The sequence below is a fragment of the Pantoea nemavictus genome (assembly GCF_037479095.1).
Lineage (GTDB): Bacteria > Pseudomonadota > Gammaproteobacteria > Enterobacterales > Enterobacteriaceae > Pantoea > Pantoea nemavictus.
In genome coordinates this window covers 456,266-475,509 of the sequence record NZ_JBBGZW010000001.1, presented here as the reverse complement: position 1 = coordinate 475,509, position 19,244 = coordinate 456,266, and the positions used below count along the sequence as shown (strand labels likewise).

Here is a 19,244-nt window from a genome sequence, read left to right as displayed (position 1 = left end):
AACGTGAGGAGAATGGGATGCAGCTCAACAACGATCAGATTCAGGATATCAACACCCTGGCGGCCTGGCTGGCACTGGATCACATGCCTGCCGACGGCACGCTCGATATCGATTTAGCGATTTTAGCCGGTCACGCGGTACTGCCGAATGTGGAAGCGGTGATTGCCGTAGCGAAAAAGTATCAGCTGCCGCTGTTAATCAGCGGGGGTATCGGCCACTCAACGCCGCTGTTGACGGAGATGCTGGCGGCACATCCGCTGTATCGGCAAATCGACAGCAACGATAAAAGCGAAGCCGCCTTGCTGGCCGACGTAGCACGCGTATTCGCCGCGCTGCCGGACGATCAGCTGCTGCTGGAAACCGCATCGCGTAACTGTGGCGAAAACGCCGCCTTCAGCCAGACATTACTGGATGAGCACAACTGGCAGCCGCAGCGTGTGCTGCTGGTGCAGGACCCGCTGATGCAGCGTCGCACCTGGGAAACCTTCCGCTACCAATGGCGCGATCGCGCAGATGCACCGGAATTTATCAGCTGGCCGGTGTTTAAGCCGCAGGTGATGATGGATGCGGGCATGCTGCGTATTATCGGCGCGCCGCCGCAGGGCTTGTGGTCGATGGAGCGTTTTCTATCGCTGCTGATGGGGGAAATCCAGCGCCTGCGTGACGACGAAAGTGGTTACGGGCCGCGCGGCAAAGGTTTCCTCGGTCACGTTGAGGTGCCAGAGGAAGTCGAAGCCGGCTGGCAGCGGTTGAAACAGCTGCCGGGCGTGCAGTCACGTTTATGATGTTTCGGTCGCCATTCATGGCGACCGTTGTTACCGGTTCTGCACATACACCTGCAAATTGACATACACCGCGTTAAGCAACGGCGTAACGATGCCGCTGCGCGCGCCGCGTACCAGCAAATCACCAATCACCTGATCGGCTTCAATCTCGAAACCTTGGGTTAAATCGCGGTACATCGACGAGGTCATCGCCGCCTGAGAATTGTTCAGCGTCTCATAAATCTTTGCCGTTACCGCCGGACGCTGTTGATAACCTTCCGCACTCAGCACCGCCAACACTTCGCCAAAAATCGTTTGCAGCAGCGCTTCGCCGCCGTTTGAGTTCAACACCTGTTGCGTATTACCGCGCGCGATGCAGCACACGGCACCCAGTGTGCTAAGCAGCAGCCATTTTTCCCACAGCTCGCTGATAATGTTGTCGGAAAAAATGGTATCAAACTGCGCCGCGCGCAGGGTTTCATCTATCCGCTGCAAGCGCGCATCGTTATTGCCGTCCAGCGCGCCGTAATAGAGCCTATGCAGCGGCGTCATCTGCATCACTTCGCCATTCTCACCCAGCGTGGCGTTAATTTTGCACAAGCCGCCAATCACCTTGTCGTCAAAACGTGCGCGCAGCGTATCAATATGCCGCATGCCGTTAAGGATCGGCATGATCAGCGTGTCAGGACCGACTGCGGGCGCGATATCGTTCATCGCCTGATCCAGACCGAAGCTTTTCACCGTTAAGATAATCAGATCAAAGTGACCATTCAGCGTGCTGGCCTGTGCCAGCTGCGGTGGTATAACTTCCGTGCCGCCCGGCGTTTTCAGCACCAGACCGGTCTGCTGCAGCTGCTGAAAGCGGCGCTCGCGCACCAGAAAGGTTACATCACGTCCTGCTTGCGCCAGACGCGCGCCGAAATAGCCGCCGGTTGCGCCGGCGCCGACTACCAGAATGCGCATGGTTATTCCTTATCAGAGTGAAAGCCTTACCTTAAAGTGCCGGGCGGCGGCTTTCCAGCCCGTAAATGCTGAATCGGTTACAAGGTTTTAACGATGTTTAAAAAAGGCTCAAACTGTTCGTATTTATTCGTACAATGGGTTTAGGCTGTTACGCAGCGGCGGGCAATGGTGCACGCCGCATTTTCCAGTCGAATGACTAAGGACGCATCATGCCCCGAACCCTCCCCATCGAACGTTATCGCAACATCGGCATCTCCGCGCACATCGATGCCGGTAAAACCACCACCACTGAGCGCATCCTGTTTTACACCGGAATGAGCCACAAGTTAGGTGAAGTGCACGATGGCGCGGCAACCACCGACTGGATGGCGCAGGAGCAGGAGCGTGGTATCACCATTACCTCGGCGGCAGTAAGCTGCTTCTGGCCCGGTATGGACGGCAGCTTCACGCCGCACCGCATCAACATCATCGATACGCCCGGACACGTTGACTTCACCATTGAGGTCGAGCGCTCAATGCGCGTGCTGGATGGCGCGGTGATGGTGTATGACGCGGTTGGCGGCGTACAGCCGCAGTCGGAAACCGTGTGGCGCCAGGCCAACAAATATCATGTGCCGCGCATCGCCTTCGTTAACAAGATGGATCGCCAGGGCGCAGATTTCTTCCGCGTGGTGCAGATGATGAAAGATCGCCTGCACGCCAATCCGGTGCCGATTGTGATTCCCATCGGCGCCGAGGAGCATTTCAGCGGCGTGGTCGATCTCAATAAAATGCGCGCTATTTACTGGGATGACGCCAGTCAGGGCATGAGCTTCAGCTATGCGCCGATTCCAGAGGAGCTGCAGGTGCTGGCGGCCGAATGGCGCGAGAACATGCTGGCTGCGGCAGCCGAAGCCAGCGAAGCGCTGATGGATCGCTATCTCGAGCAGGGCGATCTCAGCGAAGACGAGGTGATTGCCGGTTTGCGTCAGCGCACGCTGCTGGGTGAAATTCAGCCGATGCTGTGCGGCAGCGCCTTCAAGAACAAGGGCGTGCAGCGCATGCTTGATGCGGTGATTGAGCTGATGCCATCGCCGCTCGATGTTCCGGCGGTGAGCGGCGTTAACGAGCAGGGCGAACACGACGAGCGCCATGCCGATGACAACGAACCCTTCTCCGCGCTGGCGTTCAAGCTGATGAGCGATCCCTATGTCGGCCAGCTGACGTTTGTGCGCGTCTATTCTGGCGTGCTGCGTAAAGGCGACAGCGTGTGGAATGCGGTGAAAGGGCGCAAAGAGCGTATTGGCCGCATCGTGCAGATGCAGGCGAACGATCGCATCGAAATTGAAGAGATTCGCGCCGGTGATATCGCCGCCTGTGTCGGCCTGAAAGAGGTCACTACCGGCGAAACGCTGTGCGATCCTAATGCGGTGATTACGCTGGAGCGCATGGAGTTTCCCGAGCCGGTGATTTCGCTGTCGATTGAGCCGAAAACCAAGAGCGATCAGGAGAAAATGGGGCTGGCGCTGCAGCGTTTGGCGGCGGAAGATCCGTCGTTCCGCCTGCACACCGATGAGGAGTCGGGTCAGACGATTATTTCCGGCATGGGCGAGCTGCATCTGGAAATTATCGTTGACCGCATGAAGCGCGAGTTTGGCGTGGAAGCCAATATCGGTCGGCCGCAGGTCACCTATCGCGAAACCATCCGCAAAACCGTGCGCGAGGTAGAAGGCAAATTTGTGCGCCAGTCCGGCGGGAAAGGGCAGTATGGTCATGTGGTTCTGACGCTGGAACCGCAAGCCGCGGGCGCCGGTTTTGCCTTTGAAGATGCCACCAAAGGTGGCGTGGTGCCGCGCGAGTTCATTCCTTCGGTGGAGAAGGGGATTCGCGAAGCGCTGAACAGCGGCGTGCTGGCCGGTTATCCGGTGGTGGATATCAAAGCCACGCTGACGTTTGGTTCGTATCACGATGTCGATTCATCGGAAATGGCGTTCCGCATGGCAGCGATCTTTGGCTTCAAAGCCGCCGCAAAGTTGGCCGATCCGGTGATCCTCGAACCGCTGATGCAGGTGGAAGTGGAAACGCCGGAAGAGTATGCCGGTGGCGTGATGGGCGATCTCTCATCACGACGCGGTACGCTGCAGGGCATGGATGAGCGTTTTGGTGCGCGCATTATTCGCGCTGAAGTGCCGTTGTCCGAGATGTTTGGCTATGCCACCACGTTGCGATCGATGTCGCAAGGCCGCGCAACCTACAGCATGGAATTTGCGCACTACGCGGAAGCACCACGTAATGTGGCTGAAAGCATCATCGCGGCTCGCGCGTAACTCACTTAGCACCAAAAATGGACAGTTAATTTCCGCCGGTTAGCCGCTACTATTTGCAGGATGAGGGATAATTAGCGGAAATTAATCATGGATGTGTTTTATCTGGATCAGTCCTGCTTTCACCAGCAGGGCTTATCTTCGCTTCTGAAACAGTTAAATATTACCTGCTGTAAAAATATCGCTGAATTGAAAAGTCGACTCAGTGAGCGGGATAAAATCACCTGTCTTTCACCCGTAATTATTTTTGATTTACCTGCAAACTTTCGTACGTCGCTGACTTATATTCATTATCTAACCAGAGTAAAAAACGCTCGCAATGCGACGCTGATTTTCTTTTCTGATTTAGAGAAAAATAAGATTAACTATAGCAGTCATGCCATCAAAGCTGATTGTTTTATCGATAAAAAATCTTCTACCGACATCATCAGTAGCAAGCTCGCTATCATGCTTTGCCATCACAAAAACGGCCGGTCATTCGCCTCTCCCGTCGTCAATAATCATTTAACCCGCAAAGAGTTTAACTTCCTCTGTTGTTTATTCACTTACCAATCAATTGAAGGTATAGCGAAAATAACCGGTGAAAACAAAAAAACACTTTACAGTCATCAGAATAAGATTGTTAAAAAGCTGAATCTGAAAAACAGCCTGCATCTCTATCAGCGTTTCACCAATAATTTTTAAACCACCAATCTATACCGTAATGCCGATAATTTGATAACCGCATCAAATTATTGCACATTCCGTAGCGGCGCGATTTATCGCGCAATAAATTGCGCCGCTACCGTGTGTGCGCTCGGTAATTTCGGTTTTTATGACATCACTACTGGCGCCGTTACTGCGTCGTCGGGGTATAAATAATTCTCAACGTACCCTGATAACGGCCCGCTGTTTTTGATGATAACGTGAAGGCCGGTGTAATAAGCTGCATCGGCGCGGGAACGCACAGCACCGAATTGCTCTGGCCCGGCAACACCACACGCCTTAGCACTCCTCTGTTGGTGCCGCTCCAGATAATTTCACTGCCGTTCTCAACTGCCTGGCGCGCTTTGGTCAGCGGGTTGATCACTTCGACCGCATAATCGAGACGATTTTGCGCCAGATTTTTGTCCGCGCCATTGAGATATAGCGAAAACAACCCCGTGGCTCTGGCGGGCGCGGCGGCACCTTCATCCTGAAAGATCAGGCTTACCCGGTTACTGTCTGAATTATTGCCGTCGTACAGGCACATATCCAGCGAACGGCTGCCGCTAACGGTGGTAGTGGCGCGCGCGCCGGGGAAGGTTTTCAACCCGAGGTCAACGTTGGCGGCCGCATTGCCAAACTCTGGCAAATAGATCTGCTGATTGCCGTAGTCCGTTACCTTAAACGTCATGGTGGCGATCCAGTCACCGAGTTTCGTCACATTGGTACATCCCATGTTCACGTTCTGCGAATTTCCGGTGCAGGAGGTAATTGGCCACTGCATCAGCGACATTTTTAGCGTTGCGCTCCAGTTGCCGGCCGACGGGAATTTACTCAGTTCGGAGGAGGGGAGATAGGCTGAATAATCTGTACCATCCCCACGCGGGATGACCGCGCCGCCAAAGGCGTTCAGCGGCACCTGGTTGGTTGCTACCACCACATTATTCAGCGAACGCCTTTTGGTGAGGTAGACATTCAGTACCTGCGTCTGCCTGGTGCTGCTTTCAGTAAACAATACCGGCACGGGATAGGGTGACGGAGACGCCTCCAGCCAGACCGGAAACGTCAGGCAGGCACCGTACTGATTGCTGGTGCGCGACTGGCAAACCAGCGTATTTCGCCCCCATTTCGGCGCGTCGTTGGTATCGTAACCGCCGCTTTCATTGGTCCAGATCGGCAATTGTGCCGGCACTGACATGCGATCAAAAGTGACGGCAACGCTGGTGTTGCGCCCTGAAGGTGTGAGCAGGGCGGCCTGCGCCTGCATGCCCACCATCAGCCATAACAGTGTTAATGCGGTGAGAAATCGGGTTTTCATCGAATATCCCTATTGTTGTTGCTGTGAAGTAAGCGCGGTGCGCGCCAGTGGCACCTCTTCTGACCGGCTGCGGACGATCAGCATTTTTGCCCGCTGCTGCACGTCTTGAGGTACTGAGGCAAGTTCGATGGGTTGACAGGCGCTATCGCCGACGTAACGCACCACGTCGTGAGTGCTTTTCACCTGCATTTCACAGCGGTACATCTGCATGCCGCGCACCATGTACAAATTTTTGATGCGGTGATCGGTTTCTGCGCTGAATCCGCCCTGACCTAAACCTGACCAGCTGGCGACATTGATCGGCGTGGCCCCTTCCAGCGGCATCTGTTGATTGATCATTAGCCGTCCGAGCCAGGTGTAGCGCGAGACAATATTCACCTTGCTGACCAGCATGCGCCCCGGTGCGATAAACAGCGTGCGTCGTCCGGCACCCTGGGTGATTTCGCTGCGCATCGCGTGGGAGGATTCGATGGAGTCATTGATGCTGAGCGTGCTCTGGGTATAAGCCGGCAGACTGAACAGCGTGCGGCCAGTACCGTGCAAGCTGGCGCTGCCTGCACCCTCAACGGACACATCCACTCGCGTATCGCGACTCTCATCACTGCTCGCGACCTGTAGACCAACAGCCGCACCGGGCAGCCCGTTCCCCCATTTTCCCCAGTACAAGCCGGAGCGCGCCACGGCCAGCGAAGAGTTGTAGCTACCGCTGCTGCTAAAGCGCTGGCCCGATGAACCCGATGATGCTGAGCTGATCGCCAGGCTACCGCTGCCGTATTCGCCGCCGGTTTTGCCGTAAAGGGAGGCATTCAGGGTATTGTCCTGATTACCGTTGAGATTGACGCCGATTTCCTGCTGATTCTGCGCATCGAAATACCAGTTTTGCGCCAGGTTATAACCCACCTGATCTTTACTGTTGCGGTCGGTCTGGTAGGTCATGCCGATTGAACTGTAATTCGAACGTGAATTCATGGTTGGCGTGCTGACACGCGAAAGTGAAACGGAGAGGAAGCCGCCGTTATCGCGCTTGATCCCGCTACTGCTGGTGCGCGTAAAGAGGTTGGCACTGGTATTAACATTGATGCCGTTGAAGCTGAAGCCACGCCCAAGGCCAGCCTGCCATGTGGTGGTCTGCGTTTTGCTGTAGGTGTTACGGCGCGCCCATAGCGGCACGACAGCGTTATCATCCAACTGGACCGGGATCACATTGCGACCTTCATTCTTGCTGGTGCTGTAACCGGCATTCAGATACCAGCTGTTCACTGGCACGCTAAACATCAGGCTGCTGCTCTGGTAGCAACCGCTGAAACCGTACTGACCGCCGTTGCTGCTGTAGCAATCTTGCGCATACAGGGCGCTGCGGTAAAAACTCAGGGAGAAGCCGTCGTTATAAGAGACTTGCTGGATATTACCGCGCGAGCCTTCACTGCCTTTGAGATAGCTAAAGCGGGTAGTGAGAATGCCGTCGAGCAGTGAGTTGTCGAATCCATGACTCCAGTCGAGTGCACTTTCGATAAAGTGGTTGCGGTTGGTCACGGCAACACCGCCAGTCAACGCGGCGTCCTGCGTGACAGGGACTTTAATACCTGCCTGCATGACGCGGCGGTCGGCACCCTGTTGCGACGCTGTGCCGTTGCCCTGCACTTCGCCATCGGGGATGGCACCGCCTTGCACAAACCACTCAATGTTCTGACTGGTGGTATTGCCGGTGCGGCTGAAAGGAACCTGCTCGGTACGCGACAACTGATTATCTTCATAGATGCGTAACGTCACGCTGTAGCTGCCATTGGGAAAGGCGCTGGTATCAAGGTTTTGCGTACCCGCATTCAGGTAAAACGTGCCCAGTAGTTGTTGAGCGCGGTAGGCATCAACACGTGAAGGACGCGTAATAAACACCGTCACCGGCGTGCCCTGGGCAGCCAGCGCCGTGTTCATCCAGGCGAGCGTTGAGCCGATACGTGCGCCTTCGATAGTACTGAGCGGCAGCTGGCTTAAGGTGATGTTGCCGCCAGCGTTACTGAAAATGTCCCGCGCATCCATGCGCCCGGCCTGCACGTAATAGCGTTTGCCGAGATCGCGGCGCAGGAAGACGTTATTGAAGCGCACTTCCTGATGATTTTGCTGAAGGTATTTCTGTGCGAGATAGTCCCAATCAATACCGGCATAACTGTTTTCAGTTAACCCGAGCGCGCCTGCGCCCTGTAGGGATAGCGTCTGGTCATCGCGGTTGGTGACGAAATTGATATTCTGCTGATGAATAAATGCCGCTTGCGTTTCTGCGGTCTGTTCGTAATAGGGCGAGTGAGATTTTGCGGCCAGTGGCACAAACTCTGGAGCGAGAAACAGCGACACGTTGGCACTGTTTTCGTCATAGATAAGCGCGACCGAATCTGTTTCAAGATAGTCACACCCCGCCGCGCCGCCATTGCTACTGCAGGCCTTATTGCCATGACGTGCCAGAGGTGCACCGATCAGGCTTGCTAACCGCTTTTCCTGCTGCGCATCTTTTTGATAATGCTGCATCACCGCCAGGGCTACGTCTTGCGGCTTAAGGAAGGTGACACTATCAAGCGAGACCGAGGCTTCAAACAGACCGAGCGATTGCCCATAGACAGAAAGGTTAACCCAGAGCGTTTGGCCGGTGACCAGCGATTCAAACCCAGGCGGAACCTGTGTAGTGGCACGGGCTGAAAGAGAGGGGATCAGGGTAATGAAAGAGGCTATTAAAACTACGCGAATATTGACCTTCATTACAGCGTCCTGCTGAAAAAGAATAACAAGGGGGCGAACCGCCCCCCGAAATAATCGATCAGTCAATTACGGCAAATTAACTCTGCGTGGTTGCCTGGGTAATTAACAGGCTAACGACACCGGAATAGGTGCCGGTTGCCAGCACGCCTGGCGTGGTTTGAGAGATTTTCAGCGGCAACACTGAGGAACCGTTCGTTGTGCCTGCTGGGAACAGCGAAGCATACGTCAATGGCGTCACGGTAGTGGTGATCGGTTTTAAATCCGCGCCCAACGTTACCGTTAATGGCACCGCCGTACCGGTGACGGTTTCGTTTAACTGCGCGGCGCTCACCAGCGCCACGTTAATATTGGCCGTTTGGGAGTTCGACCAGATTTTAGTATCCAGCGAATAGGTAGACAAACCACGACCCGGAATATATTGCATATTAATGGTGCCCGGTAACGCGGTGCCGTCCGCCTGCGTCATGTCTACTGTCGCATCGACGTTGGCATTCACTGTAATATCTTTTTGCACAGCCTGTGCGTTAAATGCAGCCGTTAACGCAGCAGCGATGACAAGTGGTTTAATTAATTTTTGCATTTGTAGCTCCATGAAAATCCGTGTACTGGCCTTAAATGACCGTCTCGATGGGAATAAACTGCTTCATAACAACCGGGTTGTTATTCGGTTACAACAGGCCGATCATTTACCGAGAACGTATTCGTTCATATTTCTCGTTTTTTGATCAACATATTTTATTCTGACTTGCTGGGCTAAGTTTAACTCTGCCGGCGTCCATGCCTTGAATTGCAGTGACTCATCGGGATAAACCGTGGCATGTTCCTTTCTCCACTGACAACTGTGGCTGGATTGTGGGTCAGAGCAAAGCGCGACCTCACGAATAACTACGCGCACCGTTCCTGAGTTTTTAATTTCACCCGATGCTAAACGGCTGAGAGATAACAGCGGCGTTTGCGGTGGAATATGAACCAGCACGCCCCAGACCAAACTGATGCCTAGCTGATTACTGATTTTATTTTGCTGGTGCATTTTATCTTTCAATTCGTCAGGGGCACCAACCGCCTCGAAGTACACACGCCAGGCGGTCTCTTTTTCCGGTGGTTGTAGTGAAATAAGGCGAATGATGCGTTGCGATCCTGAAGCCAATGCAAACTTATCCGGAGTCGCAATAAGTGAGTGTGAAACGGCATCTTTAACCAGCGTTTCTTTTTCGAACGGTGTTGCGGGACGCTCAATTCGCTTAATGCTGACGCGAATAAATTGCGCTTCACTGCTTTGCGATAACGTCTGAACCTGAGCCGCGCCTTGATTATTTAGCGTGACTTCCATCGGATAGACACTCATATTTGCCCATGCCGATGTGGTGAACATAAAAACTATGCTTATCAGAGGGTAAGCGAGTTTTTTCACGATATGACTATTGGGGAATATGCCAGTCATCACACCGCGACGCAGAGTCTGAAGAAGTGAATCGTCCATGATAAATCCTTATACAATCCATTAAACAATAGAGCGGAAATTCCCCATCCTGTACGGCTTGTCTATAAGCCAGGATGTGAAGATTAAACGGAATAACCGTGCGTTAAGAAAGTTCTCATACGCGCTTTGTTTAGTCACTGTCCATTTTTGTGGTTAATTTTTTTAAGATTTTTTGCAAGGTGAAGTTTTTTGAAAATAAAGTGACCTAACGTAATGAATTGGCTGTAAAAAAAGAAGGCTGTTTTGCCTTTCAGGAATTCATTAATCTTGCCTGAATAAAATCAGGCTTTACAAAAAATAGTCCGTTGATGTTAGGATTATGCTTAGAAGGGCAAAAAGACCCTCGCGGATATTTGAATATTTGCAACGTTTCGAATGTTGCCATATAGCAGGCTGAACGGTTATTCAATAGATCGCGAATAACCCGAAAGGCGTATGGTGATTATTTTTAAGTAAATAACCGGGCACGCAGAACAGCAATATGAAAAGCAAACAACAACTCACGCAGTTGATTTTTCAACGAGCGCAAGAGATTAAGTCGCATAAAAATATAGCGTTAGTCATGCAAAAGCATTACAAACTGCTGTTCAGACTTTATCTGACTAAACCACTCTATTTCAAAGCTATTTTTAAAGCGAATCGCTTTATTATTGGTTCGGCAATTATGGCGTACTTTTTCACTACCCATAAGCCAACGCTTTGTCAGGTAAAGGACTTCTGTAAGAAAACCGGACTAATCAGCAATAACACCATTGACTCGTTTTTACTCTTTATTCGGGTAAGTGGACGTATGGAGGTGGAAAAAGATGCGCAGGATAAACGTAAGTTAACCTACAAAGTGACAACGAAAGCGCTGGATGAAACCCGAGCTTTAATTAATACCATGATGATCCCCTATGGCATGCTGTATGAAGATTTTGATGTCTCAGCTTGCTTGAAAATGAAAACCTTCAAAACCGAGTATTTTAAAAAATACGCGGACATTACCCTCAATCATGTCTACTTATTCGATATGGTGCCGGAGAGCAAAGCATTCATTTTCCGCGATGCCGGGCATATGTTGCTGATGGATCTGTACATCGAAACCCTCAAGCAACAGAGTAGCGTGATTGAATACAACTACCTTAAAGCCTCCCTCAAATGCGGAGTGTCACGTTCGCATATAAAACGTTGTCTGCAGGCAGCCGAGGCTGTTGGCTTGCTGACGCTTGACGCAGCGAACAACAGTATTATTTTACATCTCTCGTTCATGCAGATGGCGCTGGATTATTTTGCCGTTTATATGGCCATGGTGGAGTATGGATTACGCGGTTTATCGGGCGTGCCTCCGTTAGCGGCGCGCTGATGCTGTAGCCGCTAAAGTCCAGGCAACGCTATTATTGCTGAATTGCCATATTCAACAAATCGATTGCCACTATTGTCGTTTTACTTTTATTTGTCCGAATTTTAATAATTCAGCGGGAATTAAATCAGGCTTGCTGTTGGCCATTAATAAAATTTACCTGCAATCACCAAGGATAATATGAAAATAAATACAATAGCTCTGGCGCTGGGTTTCAGCCTGCTGGGAAGCGCGTTTAGCGTTGTGGCTGCCGATCGGCCCGTTAACGGCGGCAGCCTGACGGTCGGCGTCGAAACCGAACCGACCACCTTTAATCCACAGCTCAACGGCCAGGATAAGGCCGAAATTACGCTGCGGAACTTCTGGGAATCGCTGCTGGCACGCCGTCCGGACGGCAGCTTTGTGCCCTGGCTGGCGGAAAGCTATCAGGCCAGCGAGGATGGCAAAGTAATTCGCTTTAACCTGCGTCGCGACGTCACCTTCTCGAACGGTGAAAAATTTGATGCCAACGCCGTTGCCGACAATTTCCGTCAAACCCAGGTGGCGCAATACTGCGCCGGAACCAGCTTGTGCCTGATGGGTTCGCACATTGATAAGATTGAAACGCCTGACGATCACACGGTGGTCATCACGCTGAAAGCGGTCTATTCACCGTTCCTCTCCTTCGCTGCGGGCTTGCAGATTCTGGCACCGGCCAGCTGGAAATCGCCGCAGCTGAAATCGGGTGGCAAAGATCTGGCGGGCACCGGGCCGTTTATTCTCGACAGCTATGAAAAAGGTCAGCAGGTCACTTACGTTAAAAACCCGAAATACAACTGGGCGCCCGCCACCGCTAAACATCAGGGACCGGCGTATCTCGATCGCGTTACCTATCGCTTTCTGTCGGAATCGTCGGTGCGCACCGGGGCGCTGCTCTCCGGTCAGGTGGATGCGATTGAAGGGATTTCGGGCAACGATGCTGGCGAGTTCAAAGACAATGCAGACTTCACCTATCAGCATGCACTGAACACCGGCACGCCCTATTCGCTGTTCCTCAACGTGGAATATGGCCCGACGCAGGATGTCAAAGTGCGCCAGGCGCTGTTGCAGGGGTTGGATATTGATCCGCTGCTGAAGTCGGTGTATCGCGGTGAACGCACGCGCGCGTGGGGCATCACTTCGCCTATTGATCCGCTCTACAATAAAGAGCTGGAAGGGAAGTACGGCAACAATCCGGCGGCGGCCAACAAGCTGCTGGATGACGCCGGCTGGCAAACGCGCGATGCCGAAGGCTTCCGCAGCAAAGAGGGCCAGCGTCTGCGCATTGAGCTGATTCAGGCGCAGGCGACGGTGCGCGATCAGCGCGATGTGCTATTGCAGGCGATTCAGGCGCAGGCGCGTCAGCGTCTGGGCGTGGACCTCAAGCTGAACTATGTCGACTCCGGTACCTACGCCGACGTGCGCAAAAGCGGCAAGTTCGGCACCATCGCCAACTCCAACACGCCAACCGATGGCGTGGACATCGAAAACCACTATCGTCCGATTGCGCAAGGTGGCGCAATTAACTACAGCCGTGTCAACGATGCGCAGATCAATGGCCTGCTGGATCAAGCCGCCAGCACGCTGGATCTTAAACAGCGCCGCGATTTCTATAGCCAATTGCAGCAGGTGGCGTTGCCGCAGCTGGCGCTGGCCGTGCCGCTGTATGAACCGGAAGATCAGTTAGCCACCGCCAGCTACGTGCACGGTTACGGTTTCCGCAGCTACAAGCAGATGCCTGAAAGCGTTTACGATGTTTGGGTGGATAAACATTAAATAATCGCACCTATTCGTAGCGGCGCAATTTATTGCGCTCAATTGATTTTAAAAGTCAAAACAGCGCAATAAATTGCGCCGCTACGATATGGGCATTAATTAACTATTATCATTTCCCGCCATATTATTGCATTGCCATATTCAACAAATCGATTGCCGTTATTCTCGGTTTACTTTAATCCGCCGGATTTTAATACTTTCCGTAAGATTGATTAAGAGAACGGAAAATATGAGCCAGCTGATTGAAGTCGCTAAACCTGAAGACGCCGAAGAGGTTTTTGCCCTGCTGCAGCGTGCCTATGCCGCGCTGGTGGCGCTGGATGTGCATTTCACCATTTCGCAGGGCAACGTCGAGCAGGTTCGCCGCGTCATCGAACAGGAAACGGTGCTGGTGCTGCGCAAGTGGAAACGCGCGGTCGCCACAGTGACGGTGCGTTTTCCGTGGCAGCAGGATGAACATGCGCCATCAACGTTGCCGTTCATTCACTGGTTCGCCGTCGATCCCGATTACAAAGGTCAGGGTTATGGTCGTGACATCATCACCTACGCCGAAGAAACCTTGCTGAAGCAGACGCTGAAAGCGCCCGGTGTCTATCTGGCCACCGCCACTAAACATCCGTGGCTGAGCGAACTCTATCTGCGCCGTGGCTATCAACCTTTCCATCACCGCACCAATCCCTTAGGCGAAGCGCTGGTATTTCTGAAAAAGGAATTCAACCCGCCAGCCGAGCAACCCATCGCCAAAATTGCCTGAACAACTAAAAAAACACCTGCAACCTTCAAGGATCTTATGAAAGCGAATTCAATCACTCTCGCGCTGGGTGTGGCCTGCCTGCTGGGAAGCGCATCATTATTGGCTGCCGAGCAACCCCGCAGCGGCGGCAGTTTGACGTTTGGTGTGGAAACCGAGCCGGTGCCGTTTAACCCGCAGCTGAATGGGCAATCGAAAGCCGAAGTCACGCTGCGTAACGTCTGGGAATCGCTGCTGGCGCGACGTACCGACGGCAGCTTCGTGCCGTGGCTGGCGGAGAGTTATGAAGTAAGCCCTGACGGTAAAACCTATCGCTTTAGCCTGCGCCGCGACGTTACCTTCTCCAACGGTGAGAAGCTCGATGCCAACGCGGTAGCCGAGAACTTCCGCCATGTGCAGGACGCAAAATACTGCGCGGGCAGCAGCATCTGCGCCCTGGGCGCGCGTATTGCCAGCGTGGCGACGCCGGACGATCACACCGTGACCATCACGCTGAAGCAGGGCTATTCGCCGTTCCTGTCGTTTGCCGCCAAACTGCAGATTTTGGCACCGGCCAGCTGGAACTCGCCGCAGCTAAAGGCTGGCGGCAAAGAGATTGCGGGCACCGGACCGTTCATTATCGAGAGCTACGAAAAGGGCCAGCAGGTCACCTTCGTGCGTAATCCTCACTACAACTGGGCGCCTGCCACCGCAAAGCACCAGGGCCCGGCCTATCTGGAACGCGTGACTTATCGCTTCCTGCCGGAATCCTCGGTGCGCACCGGCGCGCTGCTTTCTGGGCAACTTGACGCGATAGAGGGAATTTCGGGCAACGATGCCGGCGAATTCAAAAACAATCCTGACTTTACCTATCAGCACGCTCTGAATACCGGCACGCCGTATTCGCTGTTTCTCAACGTGGAGTATGGTCCAACGCAGGATGTGCAGGTGCGCCAGGCGCTGCTGCAGGGATTGGATATTGATCCGCTGCTCAAGTCGGTGTATCGCGGTGAGCGCACCCGCGCGTGGGGCATCACCTCGCCGGTCGATCCGCTCTACAACAACGATCTTGAAGGCCAGTACGGCAACAATCCGGCGGCGGCCAACAAGCTGCTGGATGACGCTGGCTGGCAAACGCGCGATGCCGAGGGTTTCCGCAGCAAACAGGGCCAGCGTCTGAGCATTGAGGTGATTCAGGCCCAGGCGACGGTGCGCGATCAGCGTGATGTGCTGCTGCAAGCGATTCAGGCGCAGGCGCGTCAGCGACTCGGCGTGGAGATTAAACTGCGCTACGTCGATTCCGGCACCTACACCGAGGTGCGCAACACCGGCCACTTTGGTTCAATTGCCAACTCGAATACCGAAACCGACGGCATCGATATCGAAAATCACTACCGTCCGGTGACAGCGGGTGGACCGATCAACTACAGCCGCGTCAACAGCCCGCAAATCAACGGCTGGCTCGACCAGGCCGCCGCCACGCTGGACATCAATCAGCGCCGTAAATTCTACAGCCAGCTGCAGCACTATGCGCTGCCACAGCAGGCGCTGGCGATTCCGCTGTATGAACCTGAAGACCAGATCGCCACCGCCAGCTATGTGCACGGTGCCGGTTTCCGCAGTTTTAAACAGATGCCGGAGAACGCGTACGACATCTGGCTCAGCGACCACTGATCAGGAGGCGAAGATGAGTCTGGAAAGCATTGTCACCCGCACGCCACGCGCGCGGCGGCCATCGGTGTGGCGCAGCGATTTAACGCGCCGCATTGTCAGCCGTCTGCTGGGCGGCGTACTGGTGCTGTGGGCGGCGGTATCGCTGGCTTTTCTCGGCGTGCATCTGGCGCCGGGGGATATTGTCAGCCTGCTGATTGGTGAGCAGCTGCGCACCCCGGCAATTGAGGCGGCGATCCGCGCCGAATGGGGCCTGAACCAGCCGCTGTGGTGGCAGTATCTGCACTACATGTGGCGCGTGCTGCACGGCGACTTTGGCCGTTCTTATATGCTCAACACGGAAGTCAGCCATCTGCTGGCAACGCAGTTATGGCCCACCATCAAACTGACGCTGGCAGCGCTGCTGGTCAGCATCCTGTTTGCGGTGGCGATTGCCGTCGGCACAGCGCATCGGCGCATCGGCCGCCGCATCGCTAACGCGGTTGAACTGCTGTTGGCCTCCACGCCCTCGTTCTGGATGGGCATTGTGCTGCTGTTTATTTTCAGCTTTACGCTGCGCTGGTTCCCGGTGGCGGGCGATCGCTCGCTGTCGTCGCTGGTGCTGCCGGCGCTGGCGCTTGGCCTGGCGCAGGGCGCCGTGATTGCCCAGCTGCTGCGCCGCGAACTGGAGCGCGCGCTGGATGCGCCGTTCACCTTGACGCTGCGCGCGTGGGGCGTGGGTGAAAGCACCATCCGGCTGCGTCACGCGCTGCGCCATGCGGCGCTGCCGGCAGTGACCTTAACCGGCTGGCTGGTGGGCGGCTTACTCAGCGGTGCGGTGATCACCGAGCAGGTGTTTGGACGTCCCGGGCTCGGTAAATTAACGGTGGATGCGGTGCTGGCGCAGGATCTACCGGTGGTGTTGGCGGTGGCGATTCTGTCGGCGCTGATCTACGTGGTGATGAGCACCTTAGTCGACATCCTGTCGCTGTGGATCGATCCCCGTCTGCGTGGGGAGAGCAAATCATGATTGCCGCGCTGCAACGCCTGCCGGTTGCTCTGCCCGCCGCGGTATGGGCTGCCATTCTGTTTCTGCTGGTGCTGGCTGCCGCGGTGATCGCGCCGCAGTGGCTGGCGCATAGCGATCCACTGCTGGCCGATCCGGTCAACGCCCAGCTGCCGCCGTCGGCGCAGCACTGGCTCGGCACCGATCAGCTCGGACGCGATCTGCTCACGCGCGTGATTTATGGCAGCCGCTATTCGCTGCTGATAAGCGTAGCGGCAATGGCGCTGGCGGTGGTGTTCGGCACCTTGCTCGGGCTGGCGGCCGCGCTGGCGCGTGGCGTGGTTGATGAGCTGCTAAGCCGCGCAGTGGATGTGATTTCCGCCTTTCCCGATCTGCTGCTGGCGCTGATGCTGATCGCCTTTACCGGCCCCGGTACGAATAACCTGATCATCGCGCTCGGTGTGGCATCGGTGCCGCGCTTTGCCCGCGTGGTGCGCGCCCAAACCTACAGCGTGATGACGTCTGGCTACGTCGAACAGGCGCGCACCTTTGGTTTGTCACGCTTTACGCTGATCACCCGCCATATTCTGCCGCACGCCATTGCGCAGGTTCCGGCACTGGCGACGCTCGGACTTGGCACCGCGATTATCGGCACTGCCGGCTTGAGTTTTCTCGGCATGGGGCCGCAGCCGCCGACGGCCGAATGGGGCCTGATGCTGGCGGAAGGGCGCAACTATCTGCGTAATGCCTGGTGGATTGCGGTGTGGCCGGGCGTGTTCATCACGCTGACGGTGATTGCGGTTAACACGCTGGGCCGTTACTGGCAGGCACGTTTTGAAGGACGCTCAGCATGAGTCAGCCATTTATTGATATCCACAATCTCTCGATTCGCTTCGGTCCACAGCAGGTGGTGAAGAATCTCAGCCTGCAGGTGGCGGCGGGAGAATCGGTGGCGCTGGTGGGGGAGTCCGGATCCGGCAAAACCCTCACCGCGCGCAGCCTGCTCGGCCTGTTGCCGGAAGGGGCCATCGTCACGGCCGACCGATTCACCATCGACGGGCGCGATATGCGCCATGCCAGCCGCAGCGACTGGCGCGCGCTGCGCGGTCGCCGCATTGGCTATGTGTTGCAGGATGCGCTGGTGTCGCTCGATCCGCTACGCCGCATTGGTCAGCAGCTGGGCGATGCGTTAAGCGCCGTCGGACATCGCGGCAATCTGCAGGATAAAAGCATCGAATTGCTGAAGGCGGCGGGCATTCACGATGCGGAGAGCCGACTGGAACGTTATCCGCATCAGCTTTCGGGCGGCCAGCGTCAGCGTGCGCTGATTGCCACCGCGCTGGCGGGTACGCCGACGTTATTGATTGCCGATGAACCGACCACCGCGCTGGACATGACGGTACAGCGCCAGATTCTGCAGCTGCTGGCGCAGCGGCGGCGTGACGGGCACGGCCTGCTGTTGATCAGCCACGATTTGGCGGTGGTTGCCGAGTTGGCGGATCGCGTGCTGGTGATGCGTGATGGCGAAGTGGTGGAGCAGGGCCACAGCGGCCCGCTGCTGCAACGCCCGCAACACGCCTGGACACAGCGTCTGCTGCGTGCGGTGCCGACGCCCGCCACGCGCGGTTTACGCCTTAGCGCCGCCGAGCCAACGCCGCTGCCGCCACGGCCACAACGCAGCCACGCGCCGCTGCTGGAAGGCATCGGCCTGCACAAAGCCTACGGCGATCGACTGGTGCTAAATGACATTAACTTCACGCTGCATGCCGGCGAAACGCTTGGCGTAGTCGGTGAATCCGGCTCGGGTAAAACCTCGCTGGTGAAAGTGGTGATGGGCTTAACCGAACCGGATAGCGGCACGCTGCTGCTGGAAGGTGAGCGCTGGGATCGTCTGCCGGAGAAAGCGCGCCGCGCCCGGCGTGCGCGCCTACAGCTGATCGCGCAAGACCCGTTCAGCTCCTTCGATCCGCGTTACACGGTGGAAAAAATCATCGGTGAAAGCCTCGACAGCGCCGGTATTTATGGCGATGCGCGACGTCAGCGCGTGCGCCAGCTGCTGGACGAAGTGCAGCTCGGCGACCGCTTTCTGCAGCGCTATCCGCAGCAGCTGTCCGGCGGGCAGCGCCAGCGCGTGGCAATAGCGCGCGCTTTTGCACCTAATCCGGCGCTGCTGGTGGCCGATGAGCCGGTAAGCGCGCTGGATGTTTCGGTGCAGGCGCAGGTGCTGGATCTGCTGGCCGATATGCAGGCTGAGCACGGCACCGCGCTGCTGTTTATTTCGCACGATCTCGGCGTGATCCAGCACCTCGCGGATCGTGTGCTGGTGATGCAGAACGGACAAGTGGTGGAGAGCGGCGCGCTGCAGCAGGTATTCGCCGCGCCGCAGCATCCGTGGACGCAAAAACTGTTACAGGCGCTGCCGGTGATCCCCGACTGGCAGCCCGCACACGCATATTAAGGAG

General features: G+C 55.5%; 15 protein-coding genes. 10 read left to right on the top strand and 5 right to left on the bottom strand.

What is annotated here, in order from left to right; all coding sequences use genetic code 11:
- Nucleotides 1–17 precede the first annotated feature (17 nt).
- A complete protein-coding gene (locus WH298_RS02255) occupies nucleotides 18–785 on the top strand; it encodes a YdcF family protein (protein ID WP_007888843.1) in 768 nt (255 codons plus the stop codon).
- A gap of 30 nt (nucleotides 786–815) precedes the next feature.
- On the opposite strand, the gene WH298_RS02250 is transcribed toward WH298_RS02255, so the two are convergent.
- Complete coding sequence (locus tag WH298_RS02250) at nucleotides 816–1,727, bottom strand: ketopantoate reductase family protein (protein WP_180822105.1); 912 nt, start codon at nucleotides 1,725–1,727, stop codon at nucleotides 816–818.
- A gap of 209 nt (nucleotides 1,728–1,936) precedes the next feature.
- Here WH298_RS02250 and fusA point away from each other — a divergent pair, with 209 nt between their 5' ends.
- Both fusA and WH298_RS02240 read left to right on the top strand, forming a co-directional pair.
- Nucleotides 1,937–4,033: an elongation factor G gene (gene fusA, locus WH298_RS02245; protein ID WP_180822104.1), complete on the top strand. Its 2,097-nt coding sequence runs from the start codon at nucleotides 1,937–1,939 to the stop codon at nucleotides 4,031–4,033.
- Between the two features lie 87 nt (nucleotides 4,034–4,120).
- Complete coding sequence (locus WH298_RS02240) at nucleotides 4,121–4,714, top strand: helix-turn-helix domain-containing protein (protein ID WP_180822103.1); 594 nt, start codon at nucleotides 4,121–4,123, stop codon at nucleotides 4,712–4,714.
- Between the two features lie 151 nt (nucleotides 4,715–4,865).
- Here WH298_RS02240 and WH298_RS02235 read toward each other — a convergent pair whose 3' ends face one another.
- From WH298_RS02235 to WH298_RS02220, 4 genes are all read right to left on the bottom strand, one after another.
- Nucleotides 4,866–6,032, bottom strand: a complete 1,167-nt coding sequence (locus WH298_RS02235; RefSeq protein ID WP_180822102.1) for a CfaE/CblD family pilus tip adhesin — start codon at nucleotides 6,030–6,032, stop codon at nucleotides 4,866–4,868.
- A gap of 9 nt (nucleotides 6,033–6,041) precedes the next feature.
- Nucleotides 6,042–8,780 (bottom strand): TcfC E-set like domain-containing protein, encoded by a 2,739-nt coding sequence (locus WH298_RS02230; protein WP_180822101.1) that lies wholly within the window; start codon nucleotides 8,778–8,780, stop codon nucleotides 6,042–6,044.
- 76 nt (nucleotides 8,781–8,856) lie between these two features.
- Nucleotides 8,857–9,360 carry a CS1 type fimbrial major subunit gene (locus WH298_RS02225; RefSeq protein WP_007891030.1) on the bottom strand — a complete coding sequence of 168 codons (504 nt, stop codon included), beginning with the start codon at nucleotides 9,358–9,360 and terminating at the stop codon, nucleotides 8,857–8,859.
- Between the two features lie 102 nt (nucleotides 9,361–9,462).
- Nucleotides 9,463–10,260, bottom strand: coding sequence for a fimbrial protein (locus WH298_RS02220; protein ID WP_180822100.1), 798 nt, complete (start codon nucleotides 10,258–10,260; stop codon nucleotides 9,463–9,465).
- Nucleotides 10,261–10,741: 481 nt separating this feature from the next.
- Here WH298_RS02220 and WH298_RS02215 point away from each other — a divergent pair, with 481 nt between their 5' ends.
- The 7 genes from WH298_RS02215 to WH298_RS02185 all read left to right on the top strand — a co-directional run bounded on the left by WH298_RS02215 (nucleotide 10,742) and on the right by WH298_RS02185 (nucleotide 19,240).
- Nucleotides 10,742–11,605, top strand: coding sequence for a hypothetical protein (locus WH298_RS02215; RefSeq protein ID WP_049852502.1), 864 nt, complete (start codon nucleotides 10,742–10,744; stop codon nucleotides 11,603–11,605).
- Between the two features lie 177 nt (nucleotides 11,606–11,782).
- Nucleotides 11,783–13,396, top strand: coding sequence for an ABC transporter substrate-binding protein (locus WH298_RS02210; protein WP_180822099.1), 1,614 nt, complete (start codon nucleotides 11,783–11,785; stop codon nucleotides 13,394–13,396).
- Nucleotides 13,397–13,625: 229 nt separating this feature from the next.
- Nucleotides 13,626–14,150 (top strand): GNAT family N-acetyltransferase, encoded by a 525-nt coding sequence (locus WH298_RS02205; protein ID WP_049852504.1) that lies wholly within the window; start codon nucleotides 13,626–13,628, stop codon nucleotides 14,148–14,150.
- Between the two features lie 36 nt (nucleotides 14,151–14,186).
- Complete coding sequence (locus WH298_RS02200) at nucleotides 14,187–15,800, top strand: ABC transporter substrate-binding protein (protein ID WP_180822098.1); 1,614 nt, start codon at nucleotides 14,187–14,189, stop codon at nucleotides 15,798–15,800.
- A gap of 13 nt (nucleotides 15,801–15,813) precedes the next feature.
- Entirely contained in the window at nucleotides 15,814–16,806 is a 993-nt protein-coding gene (locus tag WH298_RS02195) for an ABC transporter permease (RefSeq protein WP_180822097.1), read from the top strand.
- Complete coding sequence (locus tag WH298_RS02190; RefSeq protein WP_180822096.1) at nucleotides 16,803–17,636, top strand: ABC transporter permease; 834 nt, start codon at nucleotides 16,803–16,805, stop codon at nucleotides 17,634–17,636. The genes WH298_RS02195 and WH298_RS02190 overlap by 4 nt, the downstream gene beginning before the upstream one ends.
- Nucleotides 17,633–19,240: a dipeptide ABC transporter ATP-binding protein gene (locus tag WH298_RS02185; RefSeq protein WP_180822095.1), complete on the top strand. Its 1,608-nt coding sequence runs from the start codon at nucleotides 17,633–17,635 to the stop codon at nucleotides 19,238–19,240. Before WH298_RS02190 ends, WH298_RS02185 begins: the two co-directional genes overlap by 4 nt.
- Nucleotides 19,241–19,244: the final 4 nt, after the last annotated feature.